Origin of the sequence: Cobetia sp. 3AK (genome assembly GCF_029846335.1) — a bacterium.
GTDB classification, from domain to species: Bacteria; Pseudomonadota; Gammaproteobacteria; order Pseudomonadales; family Halomonadaceae; genus Cobetia; species Cobetia marina.
On sequence record NZ_JARWKR010000002.1, the window covers coordinates 300,675 to 320,802 of the forward strand.

At 62.2% G+C, this 20,128-nt stretch carries 16 protein-coding genes and 2 riboswitches; of the genes, 8 read left to right on the forward strand and 8 right to left on the reverse strand.

Features of this window, described 5'->3' with window-relative positions:
• Window positions 1-30: 30 nt before the first annotated feature.
• A complete protein-coding gene (glk, locus tag QD228_RS03760; protein WP_279874477.1) occupies window positions 31-1,047 on the reverse strand; it encodes a glucokinase in 1,017 nt (338 codons plus the stop codon).
• A gap of 33 nt (window positions 1,048-1,080) precedes the next feature.
• A complete protein-coding gene (edd, locus tag QD228_RS03765; protein ID WP_077375147.1) occupies window positions 1,081-2,937 on the reverse strand; it encodes a phosphogluconate dehydratase in 1,857 nt (618 codons plus the stop codon).
• A 377-nt stretch (window positions 2,938-3,314) separates the two neighbouring features.
• Between edd and gap the strand changes: the two genes are divergently transcribed.
• The 4 genes from gap to QD228_RS03785 all read left to right on the forward strand — a co-directional run bounded on the left by gap (window position 3,315) and on the right by QD228_RS03785 (window position 8,979).
• The gene (gap, locus tag QD228_RS03770; RefSeq protein ID WP_077375144.1) at window positions 3,315-4,319 is read left to right on the forward strand and encodes a type I glyceraldehyde-3-phosphate dehydrogenase; all 1,005 of its coding nucleotides are present in this window, start codon (window positions 3,315-3,317) and stop codon (window positions 4,317-4,319) included.
• Window positions 4,320-5,014: 695 nt separating this feature from the next.
• Window positions 5,015-5,413: a hypothetical protein gene (locus QD228_RS03775; RefSeq protein ID WP_084208031.1), complete on the forward strand. Its 399-nt coding sequence runs from the start codon at window positions 5,015-5,017 to the stop codon at window positions 5,411-5,413.
• Between the two features lie 213 nt (window positions 5,414-5,626).
• Window positions 5,627-8,038: a diguanylate cyclase gene (locus QD228_RS03780; protein WP_279874479.1), complete on the forward strand. Its 2,412-nt coding sequence runs from the start codon at window positions 5,627-5,629 to the stop codon at window positions 8,036-8,038.
• 74 nt (window positions 8,039-8,112) lie between these two features.
• On the forward strand, window positions 8,113-8,979 hold the full coding sequence (locus tag QD228_RS03785; RefSeq protein ID WP_136938791.1) for a dienelactone hydrolase family protein: 867 nt from the start codon (window positions 8,113-8,115) through the stop codon (window positions 8,977-8,979).
• Between the two features lie 107 nt (window positions 8,980-9,086).
• Here QD228_RS03785 and pncB read toward each other — a convergent pair whose 3' ends face one another.
• Both pncB and QD228_RS03795 read right to left on the reverse strand, forming a co-directional pair.
• Entirely contained in the window at window positions 9,087-10,271 is a 1,185-nt protein-coding gene (gene pncB / locus QD228_RS03790) for a nicotinate phosphoribosyltransferase (protein WP_279874481.1), read from the reverse strand.
• A gap of 131 nt (window positions 10,272-10,402) precedes the next feature.
• A complete protein-coding gene (locus tag QD228_RS03795; RefSeq protein ID WP_240499666.1) occupies window positions 10,403-10,759 on the reverse strand; it encodes a DUF4190 domain-containing protein in 357 nt (118 codons plus the stop codon).
• Between the two features lie 101 nt (window positions 10,760-10,860).
• On the opposite strand from QD228_RS03795, the gene QD228_RS03800 reads away from it, so the two are divergent.
• From QD228_RS03800 to QD228_RS03815, 4 genes are all read left to right on the forward strand, one after another.
• Window positions 10,861-12,150: a GNAT family N-acetyltransferase gene (locus QD228_RS03800; protein ID WP_279874484.1), complete on the forward strand. Its 1,290-nt coding sequence runs from the start codon at window positions 10,861-10,863 to the stop codon at window positions 12,148-12,150.
• 184 nt (window positions 12,151-12,334) lie between these two features.
• Complete coding sequence (locus QD228_RS03805; RefSeq protein WP_279874485.1) at window positions 12,335-13,672, forward strand: nuclease-related domain-containing protein; 1,338 nt, start codon at window positions 12,335-12,337, stop codon at window positions 13,670-13,672.
• Window positions 13,673-13,954: 282 nt separating this feature from the next.
• A complete protein-coding gene (locus QD228_RS03810) occupies window positions 13,955-14,323 on the forward strand; it encodes a phasin family protein (protein ID WP_077375127.1) in 369 nt (122 codons plus the stop codon).
• A 200-nt stretch (window positions 14,324-14,523) separates the two neighbouring features.
• The gene (locus QD228_RS03815) at window positions 14,524-14,802 is read left to right on the forward strand and encodes a peptidylprolyl isomerase (protein WP_043331408.1); all 279 of its coding nucleotides are present in this window, start codon (window positions 14,524-14,526) and stop codon (window positions 14,800-14,802) included.
• A gap of 130 nt (window positions 14,803-14,932) precedes the next feature.
• Here QD228_RS03815 and thiC read toward each other — a convergent pair whose 3' ends face one another.
• From thiC to QD228_RS03835, 4 genes are all read right to left on the reverse strand, one after another.
• A complete protein-coding gene (gene thiC / locus QD228_RS03820; protein ID WP_279874487.1) occupies window positions 14,933-16,942 on the reverse strand; it encodes a phosphomethylpyrimidine synthase ThiC in 2,010 nt (669 codons plus the stop codon).
• 127 nt (window positions 16,943-17,069) lie between these two features.
• Window positions 17,070-17,210: riboswitch (TPP riboswitch) on the reverse strand.
• 190 nt (window positions 17,211-17,400) lie between these two features.
• The gene (tenA, locus tag QD228_RS03825; RefSeq protein WP_077375119.1) at window positions 17,401-18,060 is read right to left on the reverse strand and encodes a thiaminase II; all 660 of its coding nucleotides are present in this window, start codon (window positions 18,058-18,060) and stop codon (window positions 17,401-17,403) included.
• Between the two features lie 143 nt (window positions 18,061-18,203).
• Window positions 18,204-18,342: riboswitch (TPP riboswitch) on the reverse strand.
• A 152-nt stretch (window positions 18,343-18,494) separates the two neighbouring features.
• Window positions 18,495-19,187 (reverse strand): TIGR04282 family arsenosugar biosynthesis glycosyltransferase, encoded by a 693-nt coding sequence (locus QD228_RS03830; protein ID WP_170877395.1) that lies wholly within the window; start codon window positions 19,185-19,187, stop codon window positions 18,495-18,497.
• 43 nt (window positions 19,188-19,230) lie between these two features.
• The gene (locus QD228_RS03835) at window positions 19,231-20,040 is read right to left on the reverse strand and encodes a TIGR04283 family arsenosugar biosynthesis glycosyltransferase (RefSeq protein ID WP_279874488.1); all 810 of its coding nucleotides are present in this window, start codon (window positions 20,038-20,040) and stop codon (window positions 19,231-19,233) included.
• Window positions 20,041-20,128 lie beyond the last annotated feature (88 nt).

Sequence of the window (20,128 nt, forward strand, 5' to 3'; positions counted from 1 at the left end):
CGGTTCAGGAGCGTGGCCGACGGCATCGCGTCAGGCCACCTCTTCATTGTGCAGTGCCTCGGCGGCCCCCAGCAGACCGGTCCACGGCGCGGTCACCACCCAGGTAGGGATCGCGGCATTGTAACGGCTCATGCGGTTCTTGTCGGCGAAGGCGCGGCGAAAATCGCTTTGCCTGAGCAGGTCAAGGTTGCGCGGCAGGACGCCGCCGCAGAGATACACGCCGCCACGTGCGCCGAGTGCCAGGGCAAGATCCCCGGCCACGTCTCCCAGAATCTTCATGAAGCGCAGCACGGCATCGCAAGCCAGGCTGTCCTTGGGTTGCCCGTGCGCATCGCGGGCATGGGCGGCCTGGCTGACGTCCGCGGCACTCTCGAGCGGAGTCGGCAGGCCGCGCAGTTCGCCCAGCGCCCGATAGATCTCGAGCATTCCCTGGCCACAGAGCAGGCGTTCCACCGAGACTCTGCCGTGCCAGCGCCGGAAGATCTTCAGCAGCGCATCCTCGAGCGCATCGGTGGGGGCAAAGCTGACATGCCCACCTTCGGTAGCCAGCGGAATCCAGTTGTGGGTGCCATGTACCAGACCCGCGACACCCAGTCCTGTTCCCGGGCCCATGATCAGGCGGGGGTCGGCATCATTGCCCGCTCCTTCCGTGAGTTCCTCACCGATGGCCAGTCGCTCATCGGCCTCGATGTGCGGCACGCCCAGTGCCATGGCGGTGAAGTCATTGAGGCACTTGAAGCGCGTCAGGCCCAAGGATTCGCGCACGTCGCTCTTGGCGAATGACCAATGGTTGTTGGTCATGCTGACCTGCTCCTCATGGACCGGGCAGGCAAAGGCGAGGCAGGCCTCCTTGGGTTGTTCGTCAGGGGCAAGCCCCAGTCTCTGGTAGTAGGCCTGGACGGCCTCCACGAGTCCGGAATGCTCGGCGCAGGCCAGCGTGTGGATGTCATGGAGGGTGTGGCTGCCCGGCTGGACAAGTGCCAGCCGGGCATTGGTGCCACCAATGTCGCCTACCAAGGCAAAGCGGCTCGGTGTCTCACGAGTCATCGTGTGGCGTCCTCAGTCGACTTGCGTGGCTGCTCAGTGGGTATTGCGGTCGTGGCCGCTGCCGGGCTGGTCGCCGTAGCCTGCGAAGCTGGAGGCCCCTTCCTCGGCGCCACCGACCAGGGAGCGCATCCCGGAGAACAGCTCACGGCCCAGGCCATGGTGGTAGCTGTCACGGGAGATGCCTTCGGCCTCACGAGCCTGCCATTCGCCTTCCTCGACCAGGGCTTCCAGCGTGCCGGCGTTGGCATCCAGACGAACGACATCGCCTTCGCGCAGTCGTGCCAGCGGGCCACCGTCCAGCGCTTCCGGGGTCATGTGAATGGCGGCCGGCACCTTGCCGGAGGCGCCGGACATGCGGCCATCCGTCACCAGCGCGACCTTGAAACCGCGGTCCTGCAGGATACCGAGATAGGGCGTCAGCTTGTGCAGTTCCGGCATGCCGTTGGCGCGCGGACCCTGATAGCGGACCACGGCGACCATGTCCTGTTCCAGTTCGCCGGCCTCGAAGGCGGCCTTGAGCTCGTCCTGATCGCTGAACAGCTTCACGGGGGCTTCGACGAGGCGGTGCTCTTCCTTGACGGCGGAGACCTTGATCACGCCACGCCCCAGATTGCCTTCGAGCACGGTCAGGCCGCCTGTCGGCGCGAACGGATTGGCGACCGGACGCAGCACGTCCTCGTCGAGGCTGTCGGTGGGGCCATCCTTCCAGACCAGCTTGCCGTTCTCGAGGAAGGGCTCACGCACGTAGCCGGCCAGGGTGCCACCGTCCTGGGTGGTGATGTCGTGCAGCAGTCCCGCCTTGAGCAGCTCGCGAATCAGGAAGCTCATGCCACCGGCTGCCTGGAAGTGGTTGATGTCAGCCTGACCGTTGGGATAGATGCGCGTCAGGCTGGGGACCACGGCGGAAAGCTCGGTGAAGTCATCCCAGGTGATGGTCACGCCTGCCGCACCCGCCATCGCGACCAGATGCAGGGTGTGGTTGGTGGAGCCGCCGGAGGCCAGCAGGCCGACCATGGCGTTGACGATGGCGCGAGCGTCGATCTGGCGATAGAAGGGACGATAGTCCCCGCCGACTTCGCTGTTGCGGATGGTCTGCTCGGCAGCGTGACGGGTCAGAGCGTCGCGCAGCGGGGTGCCCGGATTGACGAAGGAGGCGCCCGGCAGGTGCAGGCCCATCAACTCGATCATCAGCTGGTTGGAGTTGGCGGTGCCATAGAAGGTGCAGGTGCCCGGGCTGTGGTAGGAGGCGGACTCGGCTTCCAGCAGCGCGTCGCGGCCCACCTTGCCTTCGGCGAACAGCTGACGTACCCGCGCCTTCTCGTTGTTGGGCAGGCCGGAGGGCATCGGGCCCGCGGGCACGAACAGGCTCGGCAGGTGACCGAAGCGCGCCGCGGCGATGAACAGGCCCGGCACGATCTTGTCGCAGACACCCAGGAACAGGGCGCCGTCGAACATGTTGTGTGACAGGCCGATGGCGGCGGCCATGGCGATCAGGTCGCGGGAGAACAATGACAGTTCCATGCCCGGCTGCCCCTGGGTCACGCCATCACACATCGCGGGTACGCCGCCGGCGAACTGGGCCGTGGACCCCATCGCCTGCACCGCTTCCTTGATGATGCGCGGGTAATCCTCGAATGGCTGGTGCGCGGACAACATGTCGTTATATGACGAAATAATGCCGAGGTTGGCCGAGTTCATCAGCTTGAGGCGATTCTTGTCGGTCTCACCGCAGGCAGCGAAGCCGTGCGCCAGGTTGCCGCAGGAGAGTTCGGAACGATGGACGCCACGGCGTTGCTGGCTTTCCATCAGTTGCTCATAGGCAGCACGACGTTCGCTGGAGCGATCAATGATGCGCTGAGTCACGCGCTCGACGGTCGGATTGACGGACATGCTCTTACCTCATGGGTCAGGCGGCGCAGGGCGCCGAGGCTGGCGAAGAAATGGGGGCTTCCCGTGCATCGGGCGTGCCTGTCTAGGGCGACGCTAGCCAGTGACGGCGGCACTGTAAAGTCTGGAGTCTCGGTCATCCTGCCGAGAGCAGGCTACAGTAGCGCGTCACGTTGCTCAGGAAACGCATTTGTTCGAAATATTCGGTAAACTTAACAAAAAAACTGCTTGAAGACTGGACGACTTTCGGCCAAATTAACGTAAAAGCGTGTAGGATACTTTCATGAGCCACGTTGGTCTGCCCCGGGATGCGCCAAGTCTTCCCGAGCAGTGAAGCCATGTGCCAACCTGCACCTGCCATACGCCACAGGAGTTGAGTCATGACATTACGCGTCGCCATCAACGGTTTTGGTCGCATCGGTCGCAACGTGCTGCGTGCGCTGTATGAAGGCCAATACAATGATCGCATTCAGGTCGTTGCCATCAACGATCTGGGAGATCCGAAGCTCAACGCTCATCTGTTGAGCCGCGACACCGTGCATGGTCGTTTCGCCGAGACGGTCTCTCATGACGAAGAGAACCTGTTCGTCGGTGAAGACAAGATTCGTATCCTGGCGGAACGCGATCCGGCCAAACTGCCGTGGTCCAGCCTGAATGTTGACTTGGTGATGGAATGCACGGGTCTGTTCACCAAGCGTGCCGCTGCCGCCAAGCATATCGAAGCCGGTGCCAAGCGTGTGCTGATCTCCGCGCCGAGCGGTGATGCCGATGCCACCATCGTGTTCGGTGTCAACGAAGACACGCTGAAGGCAGAGCATCAGGTCGTGTCCAACGCGTCCTGCACCACCAACTGCCTGGCACCGGTCGCCAAGGCGCTGAACGACGAAGTCGGCATCGAGAACGGTCTGATGACCACCATCCATGCCTACACCAACGATCAGAACCTGTCGGATGTCTACCACTCCGACCCGTACCGTGCCCGCAGTGCCACGCACTCCATGATTCCGACCAAGACCGGTGCCGCGGCAGCCGTGGGCCTGGTGCTGCCGGAACTCAATGGCAAGCTGGACGGTCTGGCGATTCGCGTGCCGGTGATCAATGTCTCGCTGGTCGATCTGACCTTCACGGCCTCTCGCGATACCTCCATCGAAGAGATCAATGCCATCGTGACCAAGGCTGCCGAAGGCTCCAGCGTGCTGGCCGTCAACGAGCTGCCGCTGGTGTCCATCGACTTCAACCACGATGCGCATTCCTCCACCTTCGACAGCAACCACACTCGCGTCAGCGAAGGGCGTCTGGTCAAGGTCATGGCGTGGTACGACAACGAATGGGGCTTCTCCAATCGCATGCTTGACACCGCACTGGCCATGCAGGCCGCCAAGTAAGATGACTCAAGGCCTCTCCTGAGGTTCCCTGAAGAGGCCATCTCTTCAGGCTGGCACAGGTGAGGTCTCAGAATTCGGAGCCCTGTCAGTAACTCGACAGGCTCCCCCAGGTGAGGACGAGTGGCCCGAGGATTCTCGCGTCGCGCTCAGGCTCCACGGACAAGGCAATGTCACTCGTCCCCTCTCAATCGTGTGTCGGTCAGGGTTGGCGCCAAGACCGGCTTCGATGCTGCTCGGAATGACATCGCGTCATCCACTCTTTGAACCTCCCAGTCATGGGAGGTTTTTTTTCGCCTGAATCTCGAGATGAGGGCTTGCCTCGCGATGCTCGTCCTCCAGGCATTCGTGTCTTCGTTTGGCATCATTCGCGTGGGGCATGAGAGACAGAGATTACAAAGATGGCGACACTCTCTGAATTTGGTCGGCATAACGTGCGGTGAAAAGTGTCGAATGGCAGGCAATGTGCCGCTTTCTTGTGGGTGGTGTCGGTGTGATTAGCGAAACTATGAACATGTGTTACACTTTGCTCTTGACATGCGCCGTGTACGTCGCTCGTGAGCGCGGGTGGCATGTCAGATCATGCAGGCACGCTTTCGTCCTGCGAATGTTCATGTACTGGGGCAATGCAGGGAAGGTATTGCCACACTGCCGCTGTTCTCGGCAGATCTCTTGACTTCCAAAGCAGGCTGTCTCAGATGCACGATGCCATTCGCGAAGCCCACGAACTGATCGGTGCGACGCTGCGCGACCCCGGGACACAACGTCAGGGACGCGTGGTCGGCATGGATCTCGGGCGTGTGCAGCCGGCCATCTATGTTCTCTGGCAGGAGAGTGCCGCCGCAGAGCGCATTGACATGACGCCGGATGACTTTCGTTCATTGCTGGAGCACTCCCGCGCCCGTGGTGGTGAGCGGCAGGAAACTGCCACGCGACGTCACGCTACCGGCGCGGCGCAGAGGCGAGCCAAGGCGCCCTCTGCGGCGAGCCGAGTGCGCAAGGATGTCGCCCGCGATGGTGCCCCGCATGACACGGTCAGCGAGCCGGATACCCTGCAGGCTGATGCCATGGTCGGTGCACGTACCGCACAAGGCTAGCACCTTCCGCTCTGCCCCCTTCACGCCCGACCCGGACTCTGTTCCGGGTCGGGCGTTTTCGTGCTGCCCATCGAGATTGTCAGTCCAGAGGCGGCATGGGCCTGCCTGCCCTTGACGGTGACGTGCCCTCCAGCGTTGGCGTGACGCACTGGTCTTGCGCGGGGTGATGACGCACTCTGAGGGGCGACGTCTGACCCAAAGGGGAGTCTCACATTGCTGGAATCGTTCTCAGATGCCCGCCTGCTGCACCATTACCATGCCGTCGCAGGGGATGTCCTGTTCATGTTGAGCGCGGACGGCCAGCGCTTCCTTACCCTGAATCCTGCAGTGGAGCGTCTGCTCGGGTATGGCGAGCGCGACTTCCTCAAGCATCCCGAACTGTGGTTCTCCCTGATCGTGGCGGCAGATCGTCAGCGAGTCAGAGACTTCCGGGCCTCCGGTGCTCCTGCCGGGTCGATGACCTATCGCATCAGGGATCGCAGTGGACACGGCGTGCTGGTGGAGGAAACACTCTGGCGCTCCGGCGCGAATCACCCGGTCTGCGGTCGAGTCGTCGATATCTCCCTACGAGAACAGGCACTTGCCCACGAGCGACAGCAGCTTCAGGCATATCGCATGATGCTGATGCGCAGCAGAGACCCCATGGCCATGCTGGAGGTGAGAGGAACCTCCCTGTACCTGCATGAGGCGAATCCGGCATGGCACCTCTACCATGACGCCGCCATGGCACATGCGGGACAGACCCTGGAGCGGGTGTATCACTCCCACGTCATGCATTGTCTGGAAGGAGCCGGGACCTTGCAGTGTGACGTCAGCCTGAGCTTGCCACGTGGCGATTGTCGTCTTTCCGTCCAGCTGGTGAGTCTGGGCCGGACGCAGCAAGGAGACTCGCCTCGAGTCGCCGTGATGGTGCGTGACATCAGCGCGACTCACCACCGGTTGGAGCAGGCGGTCAATCAACGTCAGCGGTTGATGACTCAGCTCAATGACACCCCGGGGGTGCGCTATTGTGCGCGAGGCCCCTGGCCACTGGAGGAGCTGCAATCCATCTCCTCCGGCGTCGAGATGCTGGCGGGCCTGTCGCGGGACCTGCTGCTGGCCAGCCCGCGAATCTGGCAGTCACGCATCTGCGAGGATGACCTGGCGGAATGTCAGGCACGCTTTCAGGAGGCCGTCGACTCGCGCAGTGCCAGCGTCAGCCTGCGTTACTCCTTCCGCCATGTGGATGGCCGCCAATGCTATCTGCAGGATGACATGCACCTCTACTATGCGGCCGGAGGCGCCGTCAGAGAGGTGTTGGGGCAACTGAGTGACATCAGTGAAAGCGAGGCTCACCGACGCCAGCTGGAGTATCTGATACAGCAGATGCCGGGCATGGTGTTTCAATGCCGGCTCAGCCGGGAGGATGAGTTCACCTATACCTATCTATCGCCGGTCGCCCATCAACTGCTGGGAGAGGAAGTTGACGCGACACTTGAGGATGCCTCGCGCTTCCTGTCGCATCTCAATGACCAGGAGCGGCAAAGACTGCTTGAATCGGCACGCGCCAGTGCCGAAACCCAGTCGCCCTGGGAGCCGGATATCTACTATGAGCATCCAGATGGGGAAACCCGGCGGCTGGCCTGCGTGGCCTTGCCCCAACCGATGGACCCCATCGATGGCAGCGTGACATGGAATGGTTACTGTGACGACATCACGGCGCGCCATCACATCGAGCGGGCGCTGCGTCAGAGCGAGGAGCGCTATCGATTCATTCTCGATTCCGTCAGCGACATGGTCAGCATTGAAGGCAGTGACGGGATCTGTCAGTACATCAGTCCATCCGTCGAGAGGCTTTGCGGGTTTGGCGTGAATGACATCGAGGGCAGCGAGATCAAGCTGCTGATTCATCCGGATGACAGAGATCGCGTCGCCAGGAAGGTCCATCGTTCCGCCTGTCTTGGAGAGGTCTTTCGTGTCGACTTCCGAATTCTCCACAAGCAGGGCCATACGCTGTGGTTCGAATCCATCTCCACGCCCTCGATGGACCCCAAGACCGGCCGCTATCTCCGGATTCTGTCGGTCTCGCGCAATATCAATGAACGCAAGCTGATCGAACAGCGGCGCGAGCATGAAGCCATGACGGACGCGATGACCGGTGCCATGACCCGCAGCTGCTTCCTCTCCATGCTGGATACGTTGCTGGTATCCGCCTCGCGGGACCAGATTGCCCTGGTCCTGTTCGATGTGGATCACTTCAAGCGGGTCAATGACAGCTTCGGTCATGCCGCCGGGGACCAGTTGTTGAGTGGGTTGGGCGGCATCTGTCAGCAGCAATTGCGGCGCAATGACTATTTCGGGCGATTGGGGGGCGAGGAATTCGGCATCTTGCTGGCTGATGCCGGGGTCGCCACCGCTGTCGGCATGGCAGAGCGTCTGCGTCAGAAGATTGCCGGCATGACCTTCGCGTTCATGCAGCAGGAGCTGTTGTGTACCGTGAGTCTCGGCGTCGCCACGCCGCTGCCCGGGGAGAGCCGTGACGACTTCCTGCATCGTGCTGACATGGCGCTTTACAGTGCCAAGCGGAGTGGTCGTAACCGGGTGGTAGTGGCATCAAGCTCGGTGAGCGAGGACAATCGGGAGTAAGGGATGTGACCGCGACACGACAGTGGGCACGTTCCATCATTCTGTACTCTGTCAATCTGCACAAGGAGTGGGCGATGCGTATGTTACGTGGCTGGTGCGCCGGAAGTCTGTTGTTTGCACAATCGGTGCTGTCCGCGGGGCAGGCATTGGCGGCCGATGATGGCACCCTCGTCGACCGCCTCGAAGGACCGCAGGTCGTCACCGAGGTCGTGACCTATCGTGCCAATGGTGAGGAGCATGTCGGGCTGATCGCGCGTGATGCCAAGGCCAAGGGACGTCGTCCCGGCATACTGCTGGTCCATGAGTGGTGGGGGCTCAACAGTTATGCTCGCAAGCGCGCGGAGCAGCTGGCGGGGCTCGGCTATGTCGTGATGGCGGTAGACATGTACGGTGAAGGCCGCACGGCGGAGCATCCCGAGGATGCCAAGGCCTTCTCGTCGGCGGTGATGAGTGACTGGCCGAAGGCCGAATCCAGCTTCAATTCGGCGCTGGCGGTGCTGCGTTCTCGCCCCGAGGTGGATGGTGACCGCCTTGCGGCCATCGGCTATTGCTTCGGGGGAGGTGTCGTGTTGAACATGGCGCTTTCCGGCGCTCCGCTCAAGGCTGTCGTCAGCTTCCACGGCAGCCCTGGAATCGCCGTCGAGAATCCCGAGCCCTTCGCCGGACGCGTCGTGATCCAGAATGGCGAGGCGGATTCTCTGGTATCGCAGCAAGGATTGGACACGCTGCTGTCTACCTTTGAATCCCTCGGTACGCGGACGACCCTGATCCAGTATCCGGGGGCGAAGCATGCGTTCACCAATCCGGAGTCCGATGCCAAGGCCGCCAGGTACGACCTCCCGCTCGGCTATGATGCGTCGGCGGATGCTGCCTCCTGGCAGGTCATGCTCAATCTGTTCAATGGCGTGTTCAAGTCACCGAAGACCCAGCCGCAGACGTGAGCAGGTTGTCGTGACGCCGAATGCGTGACCTACATGAAGAAGCCCGTTCAGGCATCATCCTGAACGGGCTTCTTCATTGCGGGGTGACGGTGTCAGGGGCGAGCGCGTCAGTCTGCCGTCTGACCCAGCTCCTTGAGCGAGAGCACCTGATGCGCGAGACGGATCATGTCCGGATCACCCGTATGCTTGCTGGACACATCCGACAGCTTGATCACCGGCACCCAATCCTGACCCTCGGGCCGGGCTTCCGTCATCTTGATGACCATGTTCATCGGTTGGGGGCCGACGTCATTGGTGAAATTGGTGCCGATCCCGAACGACATGCCGATACGACCGGCACAGTAGCGCACGATACGGTCAACCTTGTCGGTATCCAGACCATCCGAGAAGATGATCGTCTTGGTCTTGGGGTCAATGCCCAGCGACTCATAGTGGCGAATGGTCGCTTCGGCAAACTCGATGGGATCACCGCTGTCGTGCCGTACCCCATCAAACAGCTTGGCGAACTTCTTGTCGAAGCTTCTGAAGAAGGCACGACTGGTAAAGGTATCTGAAAGCGCGATCCCCAGATCACCCCGGTAGACCTTCACCCAGTTTTCCAGCGCCAGGATGTTGGCCATCTTGAACCCGAAGCGCGCTGCATGAAACATGAACCACTCATGAGCATGCGTCCCGATGGGCTTGGTGCCATGACGCTGGGCCATGTGGACATTGCTGGTACCGATGAAGCAGCCACGGCCCTGTTCCTTGAGGGCGGCCACTACCTGATCATGGACCGCATAGGAATGGCGACGACGCGTCCCGAACTCGGCGACACGTACCCCCAGACGCTTGTAGTGCTCGATCTTGGTCAGCGTACTGTCACGCACGCTCTTGTCGCTGTCACGCTGATCGCCACCAAGGCGGTACCAGAGCTCACTGATCATCGCCATCAGCGGGACTTCCCACAGGATGGTGCGGTACCAGTAGCCCTCGATATGGACCTCAAGCTCCTCACCCGACTGGGTGATGGTGATTTCCGCGGGATCGAAGCGAAAGCCGGCAAGAAAGTCACGATAGGTGGGGTCGAGGAAGGGGCACTGTTGCTCCAGAAACTCCTTTTCCTCAGCACTCAGCGCCAGGCGTGCCATGTCATCCACGGCCGCGCGCAGTGCTTCGCCGAATCCCGGGGGGAAGGCATGCTGGCCCCGGTTGATGAAGGCGTAACGGGTGCGTGCGTAGGGAAACAGTTTCACCACCGCGTTCTGCATGGTGAACTTGTAGAAATCATTATCGAGAATCGAGTGCAGCATCGAGGCTCGCTCAGGTATGAGGCGGCTCACAGGAGCCGGAATCGCTGGCGGGAGCACACCAGGTGCTAAAGGCGGCAGGGTGTCCCGCTGGCATGAAAATCGGGGGCAGGCTGAAGGAGGGTCATCCTGCGTCAGCTGCTGAACGCCATGATACCGAACATGGTGAGCATCATGCCGCCGAACATCAGCAGACCCGCCAATGACAACGCGATGAGCAGGTAGCCCAGTATGAGGCCGGCCAGCGCCCAGCTATCGCCGGCATCACCGCGCTGGCGGATCTGTCGGCGGGCGAGATGACCGCAGACGATGCCACCCAATGCCGCGGGTGCCAGCAGACAGCCCAGCACGCTCAGGGCAAAGGAGGCCAGTGCCATGGCATTGGTCTCGGCGCGGGTTTCCTGCGCAGAGGGAGTGGTGGGACGCTCGGTAGCCGTCGCCGTATCGCGCGTGGGCTCAGGCTTGTCGGCGGGAGGCGATGTATCAGTCATGGCAGTCTCATTGTCTTGCATCATGGCGACACACTAGCATGTCCTGGGGCAGGCGGCATATCGGCCGGGCGGCAGAGTGGGTATCTTCAGAGGAGAGCAGGGTGAGCGAGCACCGGGAAGCAGGGCATCAGGAGAGTGATGCGTCGCGAAGGCAGATCGGGACTGAGACCACTGACAGACGTGGCGCGAACTGGCAGCTGGACGTGCTCTCGTCGATCAGCGCTGTCACGCCCGCAGAATGGGATGCGCTGGCGGGAAAAGAGTATCCCTTTCTGCAACATGCCTATCTTCGTGCACTGGAAGACAGCGGCGCGGCCTGCGCGTCTACGGGCTGGTACCCGGCGCACTTGCTGGTGCGTGACGAGTCAGGACGGCTTGTCGCCGGCTTGCTGCGCTATCTCAAGCTGCATTCGCGGGGCGAGTATGTCTTTGATCAGCAATGGGCCGAGGCGCTGGAGCAGGCCGGTGGGCGTTATTATCCCAAGCAGCTGTCGGCAGTTCCCTTCACGCCGAGCGCTGGTCCGCGGCTGGTCCTGGCCTCATCGGAGACGGGAGGCCCTTCCCGCCGAGCGTTGCTTGCCTGGTTGTGGCCCAGGCTTCAGGCCGGCGTGGCACCCGCCGTCGACGCAGGCGGGCCCTTGCGACGCTTTGAGCACAGTGGCTTTCATCTGTTGTTCGCGGATCTTGACGAGTGCCGCGACTGGCAAGCCGTCAGTCCGCAGCTGATGCTGCGTGGTGGCATGCAGTATCACTGGCAGTCGCGAGGTGAGCGAGACTTCGATGAGTGGCTGGGCAGTCTGCGCTCCAAGCGACGCAAGGAGATCCGCCGCGAGCGCCGCAAGGTGCTCGAGCAGGGCATCACCCTCGCGCGTCTCAGCGCTGAAGCCATCGGTGAGAGCGATCTCGAAGCTTTCCATCGCTGTTACTGCATGACCTATCTGGAGCGCGGACAACGGCCCTACCTGACACTGGCGTTCTTTCAGCGCCTCAGGCACAGCATGCCCGAGCAGCTGCTGCTGGTGCAGGCGCGTGATGAACATGGCGATCCTGTGGCGGCTGCGTTGTGCCTTGTCGGTGCCGATTGCCTCTATGGGCGCTGGTGGGGCAGTGAAGTGCAGGCGGACTGCCTGCATTTCGAGGTCTGCTATTACCAGGGGCTGGAGTTCTGCCTTGAGCGGGGACTGACGCGCTTTGATCCGGGCACACAGGGTGAGCACAAGATCAGCCGCGGCTTCTCGGCCTATGACACCTGGTCATTGCACTGGCTGGTACATCCCGGACTGCAGTCAGCCGTGGCTGACGCGCTTGAGGAGGAAGCGCGCTGGTTGAGCGGGGCGCGACGCCAGGTGGAGGCGATGCTGCCCTATCATCAGCAGCCTGATCTATCCTGAAGGTCTGTCCTGAAGCGCTATTCTTAAGGTCTGTCCTGAAGCGCTCTCCTCAAGATCTGCCCTGTACCCGTTTCTCCCCTGCTTGTTCCCCCTGGCTGGATGCCCTGACAGGTAGCAGGTGGCAGAGATGGCACTGCGATGACTACACTGAAAACATCTTAATGTTCTAAATTTAGAGGCTCCCATGCTGCTCAAGGATTGTGACTCCAGGGAGTATGACGTTCTGGTACTTGAGGTATTGGCGCAGAATGCCACCTTGAGCACCCAGGAGCGCCAGCAGGTTCTGAGGATGCTGCGAGGCGTTCGAGCGCATCAGGAGCGTCGTCGTTCGCTCGCCCGATTCCTGAACACCCTGTTCGAGTCGCGCGACGACTGGGTCGTGCTGCATGACCTGCGCCTGGAAGGGGATGATGGCGTGATCGAGCTGGATCACGTGTTGATCAATCGCCTCATGCAATTCTGGGTACTGGATGCGTCCTGCTTTGATCTCCCGCTGACGATCTCGCCATTTGGCGAGCTGAGCGCGCACCAGGGCCCCTCTGTCGAGCAAGGCGCTTCCGTCGGGCAGGGCTCATTGGAAGATATCGGGGAGGTCGTTCAGAGCGGTGATGAGTTGCGGTTGACGCCATCACCGCTGCTGGCACTCAAGGAACAGCAGCAGTGCTTTCGCCGCTGGCTGGAGAGCTCAGGTCTCCTGCCTTCCAGACTCGGGATGGTGCTGCAGCCACAATTGACGCATCGGTTGGTCATTGCCGCCGAGGAACAGGTCAGCCGGCCTCCCGAAGATATTCTGGACAGTCGAGCGCTGGTGGACCTGCGCGGGTTGTCCGAAGAATGCCTCAATCTGGGGAGCGGGGCGGCCTCCGTCGCCCGCATGCGTGATTTCACCCACCGGATCGACCCGCGTCGTCTGAGGCGTCTCGGTCGTGCCATCCTGGCGCAGCATGGCCCATCACGGGTCGACTGGGCGTCGCGACTCGGCTTGTCAGAACATGCCTCCGTGGCCATCCATCCCGATGAGCAGACGGCCTACGCCTGGGTGCCACCCCAGGACCCATCCGCTTCCCCCTCGGTGGCCCCCGTGCGTGATGACGCCATCCCTTCTTCAAGCGGGGATGACGCTCCTCAGGTCACGCCTCGTGAGGAGGGGCCAACACCTTCCGAGACTCGCCGGGCCACTCCTCCAAAGGCCACCTCATCCTCTTTCCAGACACTGATGTCCGGCATGACGCAGACCATGCCCTCGTCCACGTGCCACGGCTTGCAGGCTCAGGACTGGCAGCCTTCAGTTTCTGACGTGAGGCTGCAGGGCGTGTCCTCCGCTGGCGCGAAAGCCTCTGACGTGTCGCACGGCCATCGTGGCATGGCGTCTGGCCATGATGAGATGCAATACCTGCAGCCACGTTGTGATGAGTGTCGTCGCTGGTTGTCCAAGGCCAGTGTGGCGTTATGTCGTCGCGAGGGTCAGCGCGAATTGCTGGGTGACAGGATGTTGTGCCAGCGATGTCGTGCGAGCGACTGAAATCTTCATGTCATTCAGGGGCTTGGCGTCTCTGGGCAAGAGGGCAGTCAGCCTGGAAGCAGACTCGCAGGGCAAGGTGGTTGATCAATATTGCGCTCCTGATGTTGCAGTGCAGCAAGAGGTGGCTTATGCTGCACTGCAGCGAGGATGGAACCTGTCGAGAATGCTGGCTTGCAGTGAGATCTCGACCTCATGGCTCACAAGCTTGGTTCAGTCCTGGTAGCCAACGGAGCAAAGCTCCGCTTCATTTTCCGTGTGATGCCAAACCCTGGAGGGTGCCCCATGTTCAACACCAATCTTGAGAAGACCACTCAGCAGTTCGACGACATGTTCTTCGCTCCGCTGCGTGCTTTCAGCGCCCTGAGCCTCGATTACAGCGAGAAGCTGGTCAGCGCCCAGATGGATCTGACCAAGTCCTACGTTGACACCTCCATGGCGCAGGCGCGTTCCATGCTCGAGATCAAGGACAGCGAAGGCCTGAAGAACTTCGTCAAGGAACAGCAGGAGACGGTCAAGTCTCTGGGCGAGAAGCTTCAGAACGACACCCAGAAGGTGGTCGAGCTGAACCAGGAATACGCCAAGAAAGGTCAGGAACTGGCAGAGAACAATGCCAAGTCCGCCTCCGAGGCCATGCAGAAAGTCGCCAAGTAAGCGGCTGCTGCTGACGCTCTCAGGCGAGCGTCTACAACGCCCATCCGGTCTTCCGGGTGGGCGTTCGCGCGTCTGAGGCATCGCTGGGGAGGTGGGGAGGCGCGCGACGCTAGCGGCGAGCGTCGCCTTGGGCCACAATGTGCTGCCACGCCGCCGGTGATTGCCGGCGGCATTTATTCGATCAGTGACAGGTGATAGACATGGCACAGGCCACAGCGCGTCATATTCTCGTTTCCAGCGAAGAACAGTGTGCAGCTCTCAAGACCGAAATCGAGAACGGCCGCGATTTCGCTGATGCCGCTCGCGAGCACTCCTCCTGCCCGTCCGGTCGCAGTGGCGGTGACCTGGGCGCCTTCGGCCCGGGCATGATGGTCAAGGAATTCGACGAAGTCGTGTTCAGCGCACCGATCAACACCGTGCAGGGCCCGGTGAAGACCCAGTTCGGTTATCACCTGCTGGAAGTCACCAGCCGCACGTGATCTCTGGATCACGCTCATGACACGTCATGAGCGGTTGGCAGCAGGCCATTGAAAACGCCCCGACCAGTGATGGTCGGGGCGTTTTTCGTGCGGCTCAGCACGTCAGCCTTTCGTGCGCCAATCCCTCTACCTATACCTCCTGATAGAGCTGGCTGCCTTCGCGCTTGAACTTGTCAGCCTGCTCCTGCATGCCGGCCATCACGCTGTCGGCGTCACCGGTCAGGCCGTGTTCGTTGGCGTAGTCGCGGACTTCCTGGGTGATCTTCATCGAGCAGAACTTCGGCCCGCACATGGAGCAGAAGTGGGCGACCTTGGCCGAATCCTTGGGCAGCGTCTCGTCGTGGAAGCTGCGCGCGGTGTCCGGGTCAAGGCCCAGATTGAACTGGTCTTCCCAGCGGAACTCGAAGCGTGCCTTGGAGAGTGCATTGTCACGACGTTGCGCGCCCGGATGCCCCTTGGCCAGGTCCGCGGCATGCGCGGCGATCTTGTAGGTGATGATGCCAGTCTTGACGTCGTCCTTGTTGGGCAGGCCCAGGTGCTCCTTGGGGGTCACGTAGCAGAGCATGGCGCAGCCGAACCAGCCGATCATCGCGGCACCGATACCGGAGGTGATGTGGTCGTAGCCCGGGGCGATGTCGGTGGTCAGCGGACCGAGGGTATAGAAGGGCGCCTCGTCGCACTCGCTGAGCTGCTTGTCCATGTTCTCCTTGATCAGGTGCATCGGCACGTGACCCGGACCTTCGATCATGACCTGGACATCGTGCTGCCAGGCGATCTTCGTCAGCTCGCCGAGCGTCTCGAGCTCGCCGAACTGGGCGGCGTCATTGGCATCGGCCACCGAGCCCGGGCGCAGGCCATCGCCCAGTGACAGGCTGATGTCGTAGGCCTTGCAGATCTCGCAGATGTCCTCGAAGTGGCGATAGAGGAAGCTTTCCTCGTGATGTGCCAGACACCACTTGGCCATGATCGAGCCACCGCGCGAGACGATGCCGGTCACGCGGCTGGCGGTCAGCGGCACATAGCGCAGCAGGACGCCGGCGTGGATGGTGAAGTAGTCGACGCCTTGCTCGGCCTGCTCGATCAGCGTGTCGCGGAAGATCTCCCAATCAAGATTCTCCGCCACGCCATCGACCTTCTCCAGCGCCTGATAGATCGGCACCGTGCCGATGGGTACGGGAGAGTTGCGCAGAATCCATTCACGGGTCTCGTGGATGTTGGCGCCGGTCGAGAGATCCATCACGGTGTCGGAGCCCCAGCGGATCGCCCAGGTCATCTTGTCGACCTCTTCCTCGATGGAGGAGGTGACCGCCGAGTTGCCCAGGTTGCCGTTGACCTTCACCAGGAAGTTGCGGCCGATGATCATCGGCTCGCTTTCCGGGTGATTGATGTTGGCGGGAATGATGGCGCGGCCACGCGCGACTTCCTCACGCACGAATTCGGCGGTGATCTCGTCGGGCAGGTTGGCGCCGAAGCTGTGACCCGGGTGCTGGTGGCCCAGAATGCTCTCGACGGAGTCGCTGCCCTGATATTCCTCACGCAGCGCGATACGACGCTGATTCTCACGAATCGCGATGTACTCCATCTCCGGCGTGATGATGCCCTGGCGCGCATAGTGCAGCTGGGTGACATTCTTGCCCGGCAGGGCACGACGCGGGCGGTGGTCCAGCTCGAAACGCAGGGACGACAGGCGCAGGTCGGCCTGGCGCACGCGACCATATTCGCTGCTCAGCTGATTGAGCTGTTCGGTATCGCCGCGTTCCTCGATCCACTTCTCGCGCAGCGGTGCCAGCCCGCGACGAATGTCGATCTCGACCGCTGGGTCGGTGTAGGGGCCGGAGGTGTCGTAGACGACGATCGGAGGATTCTCTTCCAGGCCGCTGGAGGTCTGGGTCGGCGAGCAGCCGATCTCGCGCATGGGCACGCGGATGTCCGGGCGGGAGCCTTCGATATAGATCTTGCGCGAGCCGCTCAGCGGCGCGATGGCGGCGGCGTCGACGCGGGCTTCGCTGGCGAGATGGCGACTGCCATCCTTGCGACCGGGACGTGCGCGCGCCTTCGGCGCAGCCTCAGGCTGGGGGGCGAGCGACGGTTCGGCGGCGTTGGTGGCTTGCGGATCTTGAGTCGTGGGGGTAGTGCTCATGCAGGTCTCCTCAAAGGGCGACGTCACGGCTGACGTCATCATGGGAAGACCGTGCGCAGGGAGAGGATGGCCATCGCCGATTCCGCACCAGTGCAATGGTTCGGGGGCGAGGCGGCCGCGGGCAGCGGCTGACCATCAGCTTGATTCCTACGCCGGTCCTAACCGGTTCAGGTTCCACGGGACCCCTTGCTGGCAGCCTCGCCCATTTGGCGGCGAGGTGATGCATGCAGGATCTCAGCCGGTTCCACCGGCACCCCGTCAAGCGTGCTCAGAGTTCAATGCGGGCATGACCTGTGCTGAGCGTTGTGCTGGCCCAGGTCATCGTGCTCGCATTCAGGCTCTGATGGCCTGTGGTGTGTCTGGATGATTGGCGAGAGGACCACGTCCCCAGGCCGATGAAAATCGGTGTGTCTTCCGTTCGCGCAGGCGCGGCCTGTCAGGCGACGGCCTGCCACGGATCAGTCGCGATCAAGCCCCATCTGCCAGAAGTCGATCTCGAGACGCGTCGCATCGCGGAAGACATCCACCAGTTCGCCCAGTCGGCGCTCCGAGACCTCCGAGAGCCGAGCGTCCAGCCATTCACGTTCGGCGTCCACCGCTTCCTTGAAGTCATCGCTGGAGTACATCGCGATCCAGTCCGCGTACGGATTGTCCTCGATCTCGGTGGTGTCCTGATCCAGCAGCCACTCGGCGATCTCGCCGTAGCCGATCAGGCAGGGCGCGAGCGCCACGTGCAGATCGAGCAGGTCGCCGCGCTGGCCGCAATCCAGTACGTAACGGGTATAGGCCAGGGTGGCGCGGGATTCCGGCAGCTCACTCAGGTCATCCTCGCTGATGCCCCACTCGCTGCAGTAGCCGATATGCAGATCGAGCTCGGTATTGAGGATGGTGTCGAGACTGGCCGTGGCCTGACGCAGCTCCGCGAGGGTGCGGCTCTTGTAGGCGGCCAGCGCCCAGGCGCGCGCGAAGTGGATCAGGAACAGGTAGTCCTGCTGCAGGTAATGGCGGAAGGACTCCTCTGGCAGACGACCTTCCCCGAGCTGGCGAACGAAGTCATGCTCGAGATAGTCGCGCCATTCCTCGGCGCAGGCACTGGTCAGGTCTGAAAAGCTGGGCATCGACGCATCCCTCGGTGAGCGTGCTGCCAATCCGTGATGGAGTGGCAAAGGTCTGGCTCGAGCGTGGTCAGGTCCGGCAATCTGCAGGGAAAAAGCGGGGGGAGGTGCGGCGTTCACCTGGAAGAGGTGAAGATGATGTGCGGCAACACTTCGCGCTTGATCCCTACGCCGGTACTAACCGGATCAGGTTCGGCGGGATCGTCATACACGCACCTCGATGCAAGGCCTCGAACAGTGCGAATGACATCTCAGCCGGTCTTACCGGCACCCCGTCAAGCTGTGACTCAGACGTCACGATATCTCGAGTGTAACAGTCCTGCGGTGCAGGAAAAGCCTCTGCCGCCCTAAAACCCATGCGACTTTGGGAGGCCTTCTGCGATGCGGAAAGGGCCTCCTGCGATGCCGAAAGGGCTTCCTGCAATGCGGGAAGCGTGTCATGCAGGCTGACAGGAGGAGAGGTTCGCCATCAGGGCTGGGAAGTGTCGCCTCAGGCGCACCAGATCGTGAGGCTCATCGACATCCCAGCTGACAGGCAGGCAACCGACGCTTCTGCCTGCCTGAGCCAGCAGTGCAAGAGTCTCCCGGCTCACGTCGGCATGGCTCCAGTGATCCAGCTGGAAGGCCGCCGGGCAGGCTGCTTTCAGGCCAATCAATCCGTATCCCCCGTCTTCGCTGGGCTGCAGCACCGCCTCATGGTCATGCAGGCACCGCGCCGCCTCGCGCAGACGTTGACTGTCCAATGCGGGCAGGTCAGAGCCCATCAGCAGCACGGGGCCTGCGGGCAGGTGGCGCAGCATGGCCTGATGCATGCGCTCCCCAAGCCCACCCTGTGGCTGTGCCTCGAGCGTGATCCGCCTGCCATGTGCCGCCATGCTCTCTGCACGCCACTGATCCTCAAGTTCCGTCAGCAGGGCTGCCTGCTCAGGTTGCTGCCGGGCGTGCTCGGGGGAGGGAGTCAGCATCACGACCACCTTGCCGAGGCGTGAGGCGCAGGCCTGCTGAACGATTCTGCGCAGCATGCGCGAGTAGAGGCGTGCCGCCCCCTCGGGACCGAGGGCAGGGATCAGCCGCGTCTTGCATTGTCCGGCCAGTGGCAGGCGGCCGAAGATGATGAGCGTCGGGCGCATGTCATACGCGGCCGTGTCGGTTTCCCTGTCAGCAAGCGAGGCTTCAGGCATGAGGCAAGCCACGCTGTTCACACGCCTGAGCGGCGGCACCATATCCATAGAGGCGCGCCAGACGGACAGGAGATACGCCACCCCAGGCTGCCAAGCGCAGCCCCCACATCTTGAGGATGGTGCGACAGACGCCATGGGTTTCCCAGCGTCTTCCACTGGTGGTGACTCTGGCGGAGAGGTTCAGCGGCGAGGTCAGTCGCTTGAGCCTGACGCTCAGCTGGATGTCCTCCATCAGGGGCATGACGGGAAAGCCCTCGATGGCCTCGAAGGTGGAGCGTCGTACGAACTGGGTCTGATCACCCGTGCTGATGCTGGTCAGGCGTGAGCGCAGATTCATCAGCGTGGCGATCACGGGCAGCAGCGGAGAATCTCCTTCGATGTCGACATCGAAGCGACCCCAGTCGCACTCGCGATGCTCGACGAGGGTCTCTGACAGTACCGAGAGGACATGTGCCGGCAGGCGCGTGTCGGCATGCAGGAACAGCAGCCATTGGCCACGAGCCTGAGAGGCACCGGCGTTCATCTGCGTTGCCCGGCCCGGATCACTGCTCAGGCAGCGATCGCACAGCGGCGTTGCCAGCTCGCGGGTAGTATCCGTGGAGCCGCCATCGACCACGATGACCTCGCAATCCCCGCTCGCGCGCATTGGGCTCAAGGCGATCAAGGCCGGGACGATACCGGATGCCTCATTGTGGACTGGCATGATGATGCTCAGCCACGGGGGGCGCGTCAGGGCGCTGCCCGAACGGACAGCCCCGGGGGAAGGGCTGGCAACTGGCGAGAAGATGGAGGGCTTTGTCATGGCGCAGGCTCCGGCGATGGCGTCGTCCTGAGAGCATACGCATGTGATCACCCAATGGATGCAGAGCGTCGAGACGTTCGCTCAACGC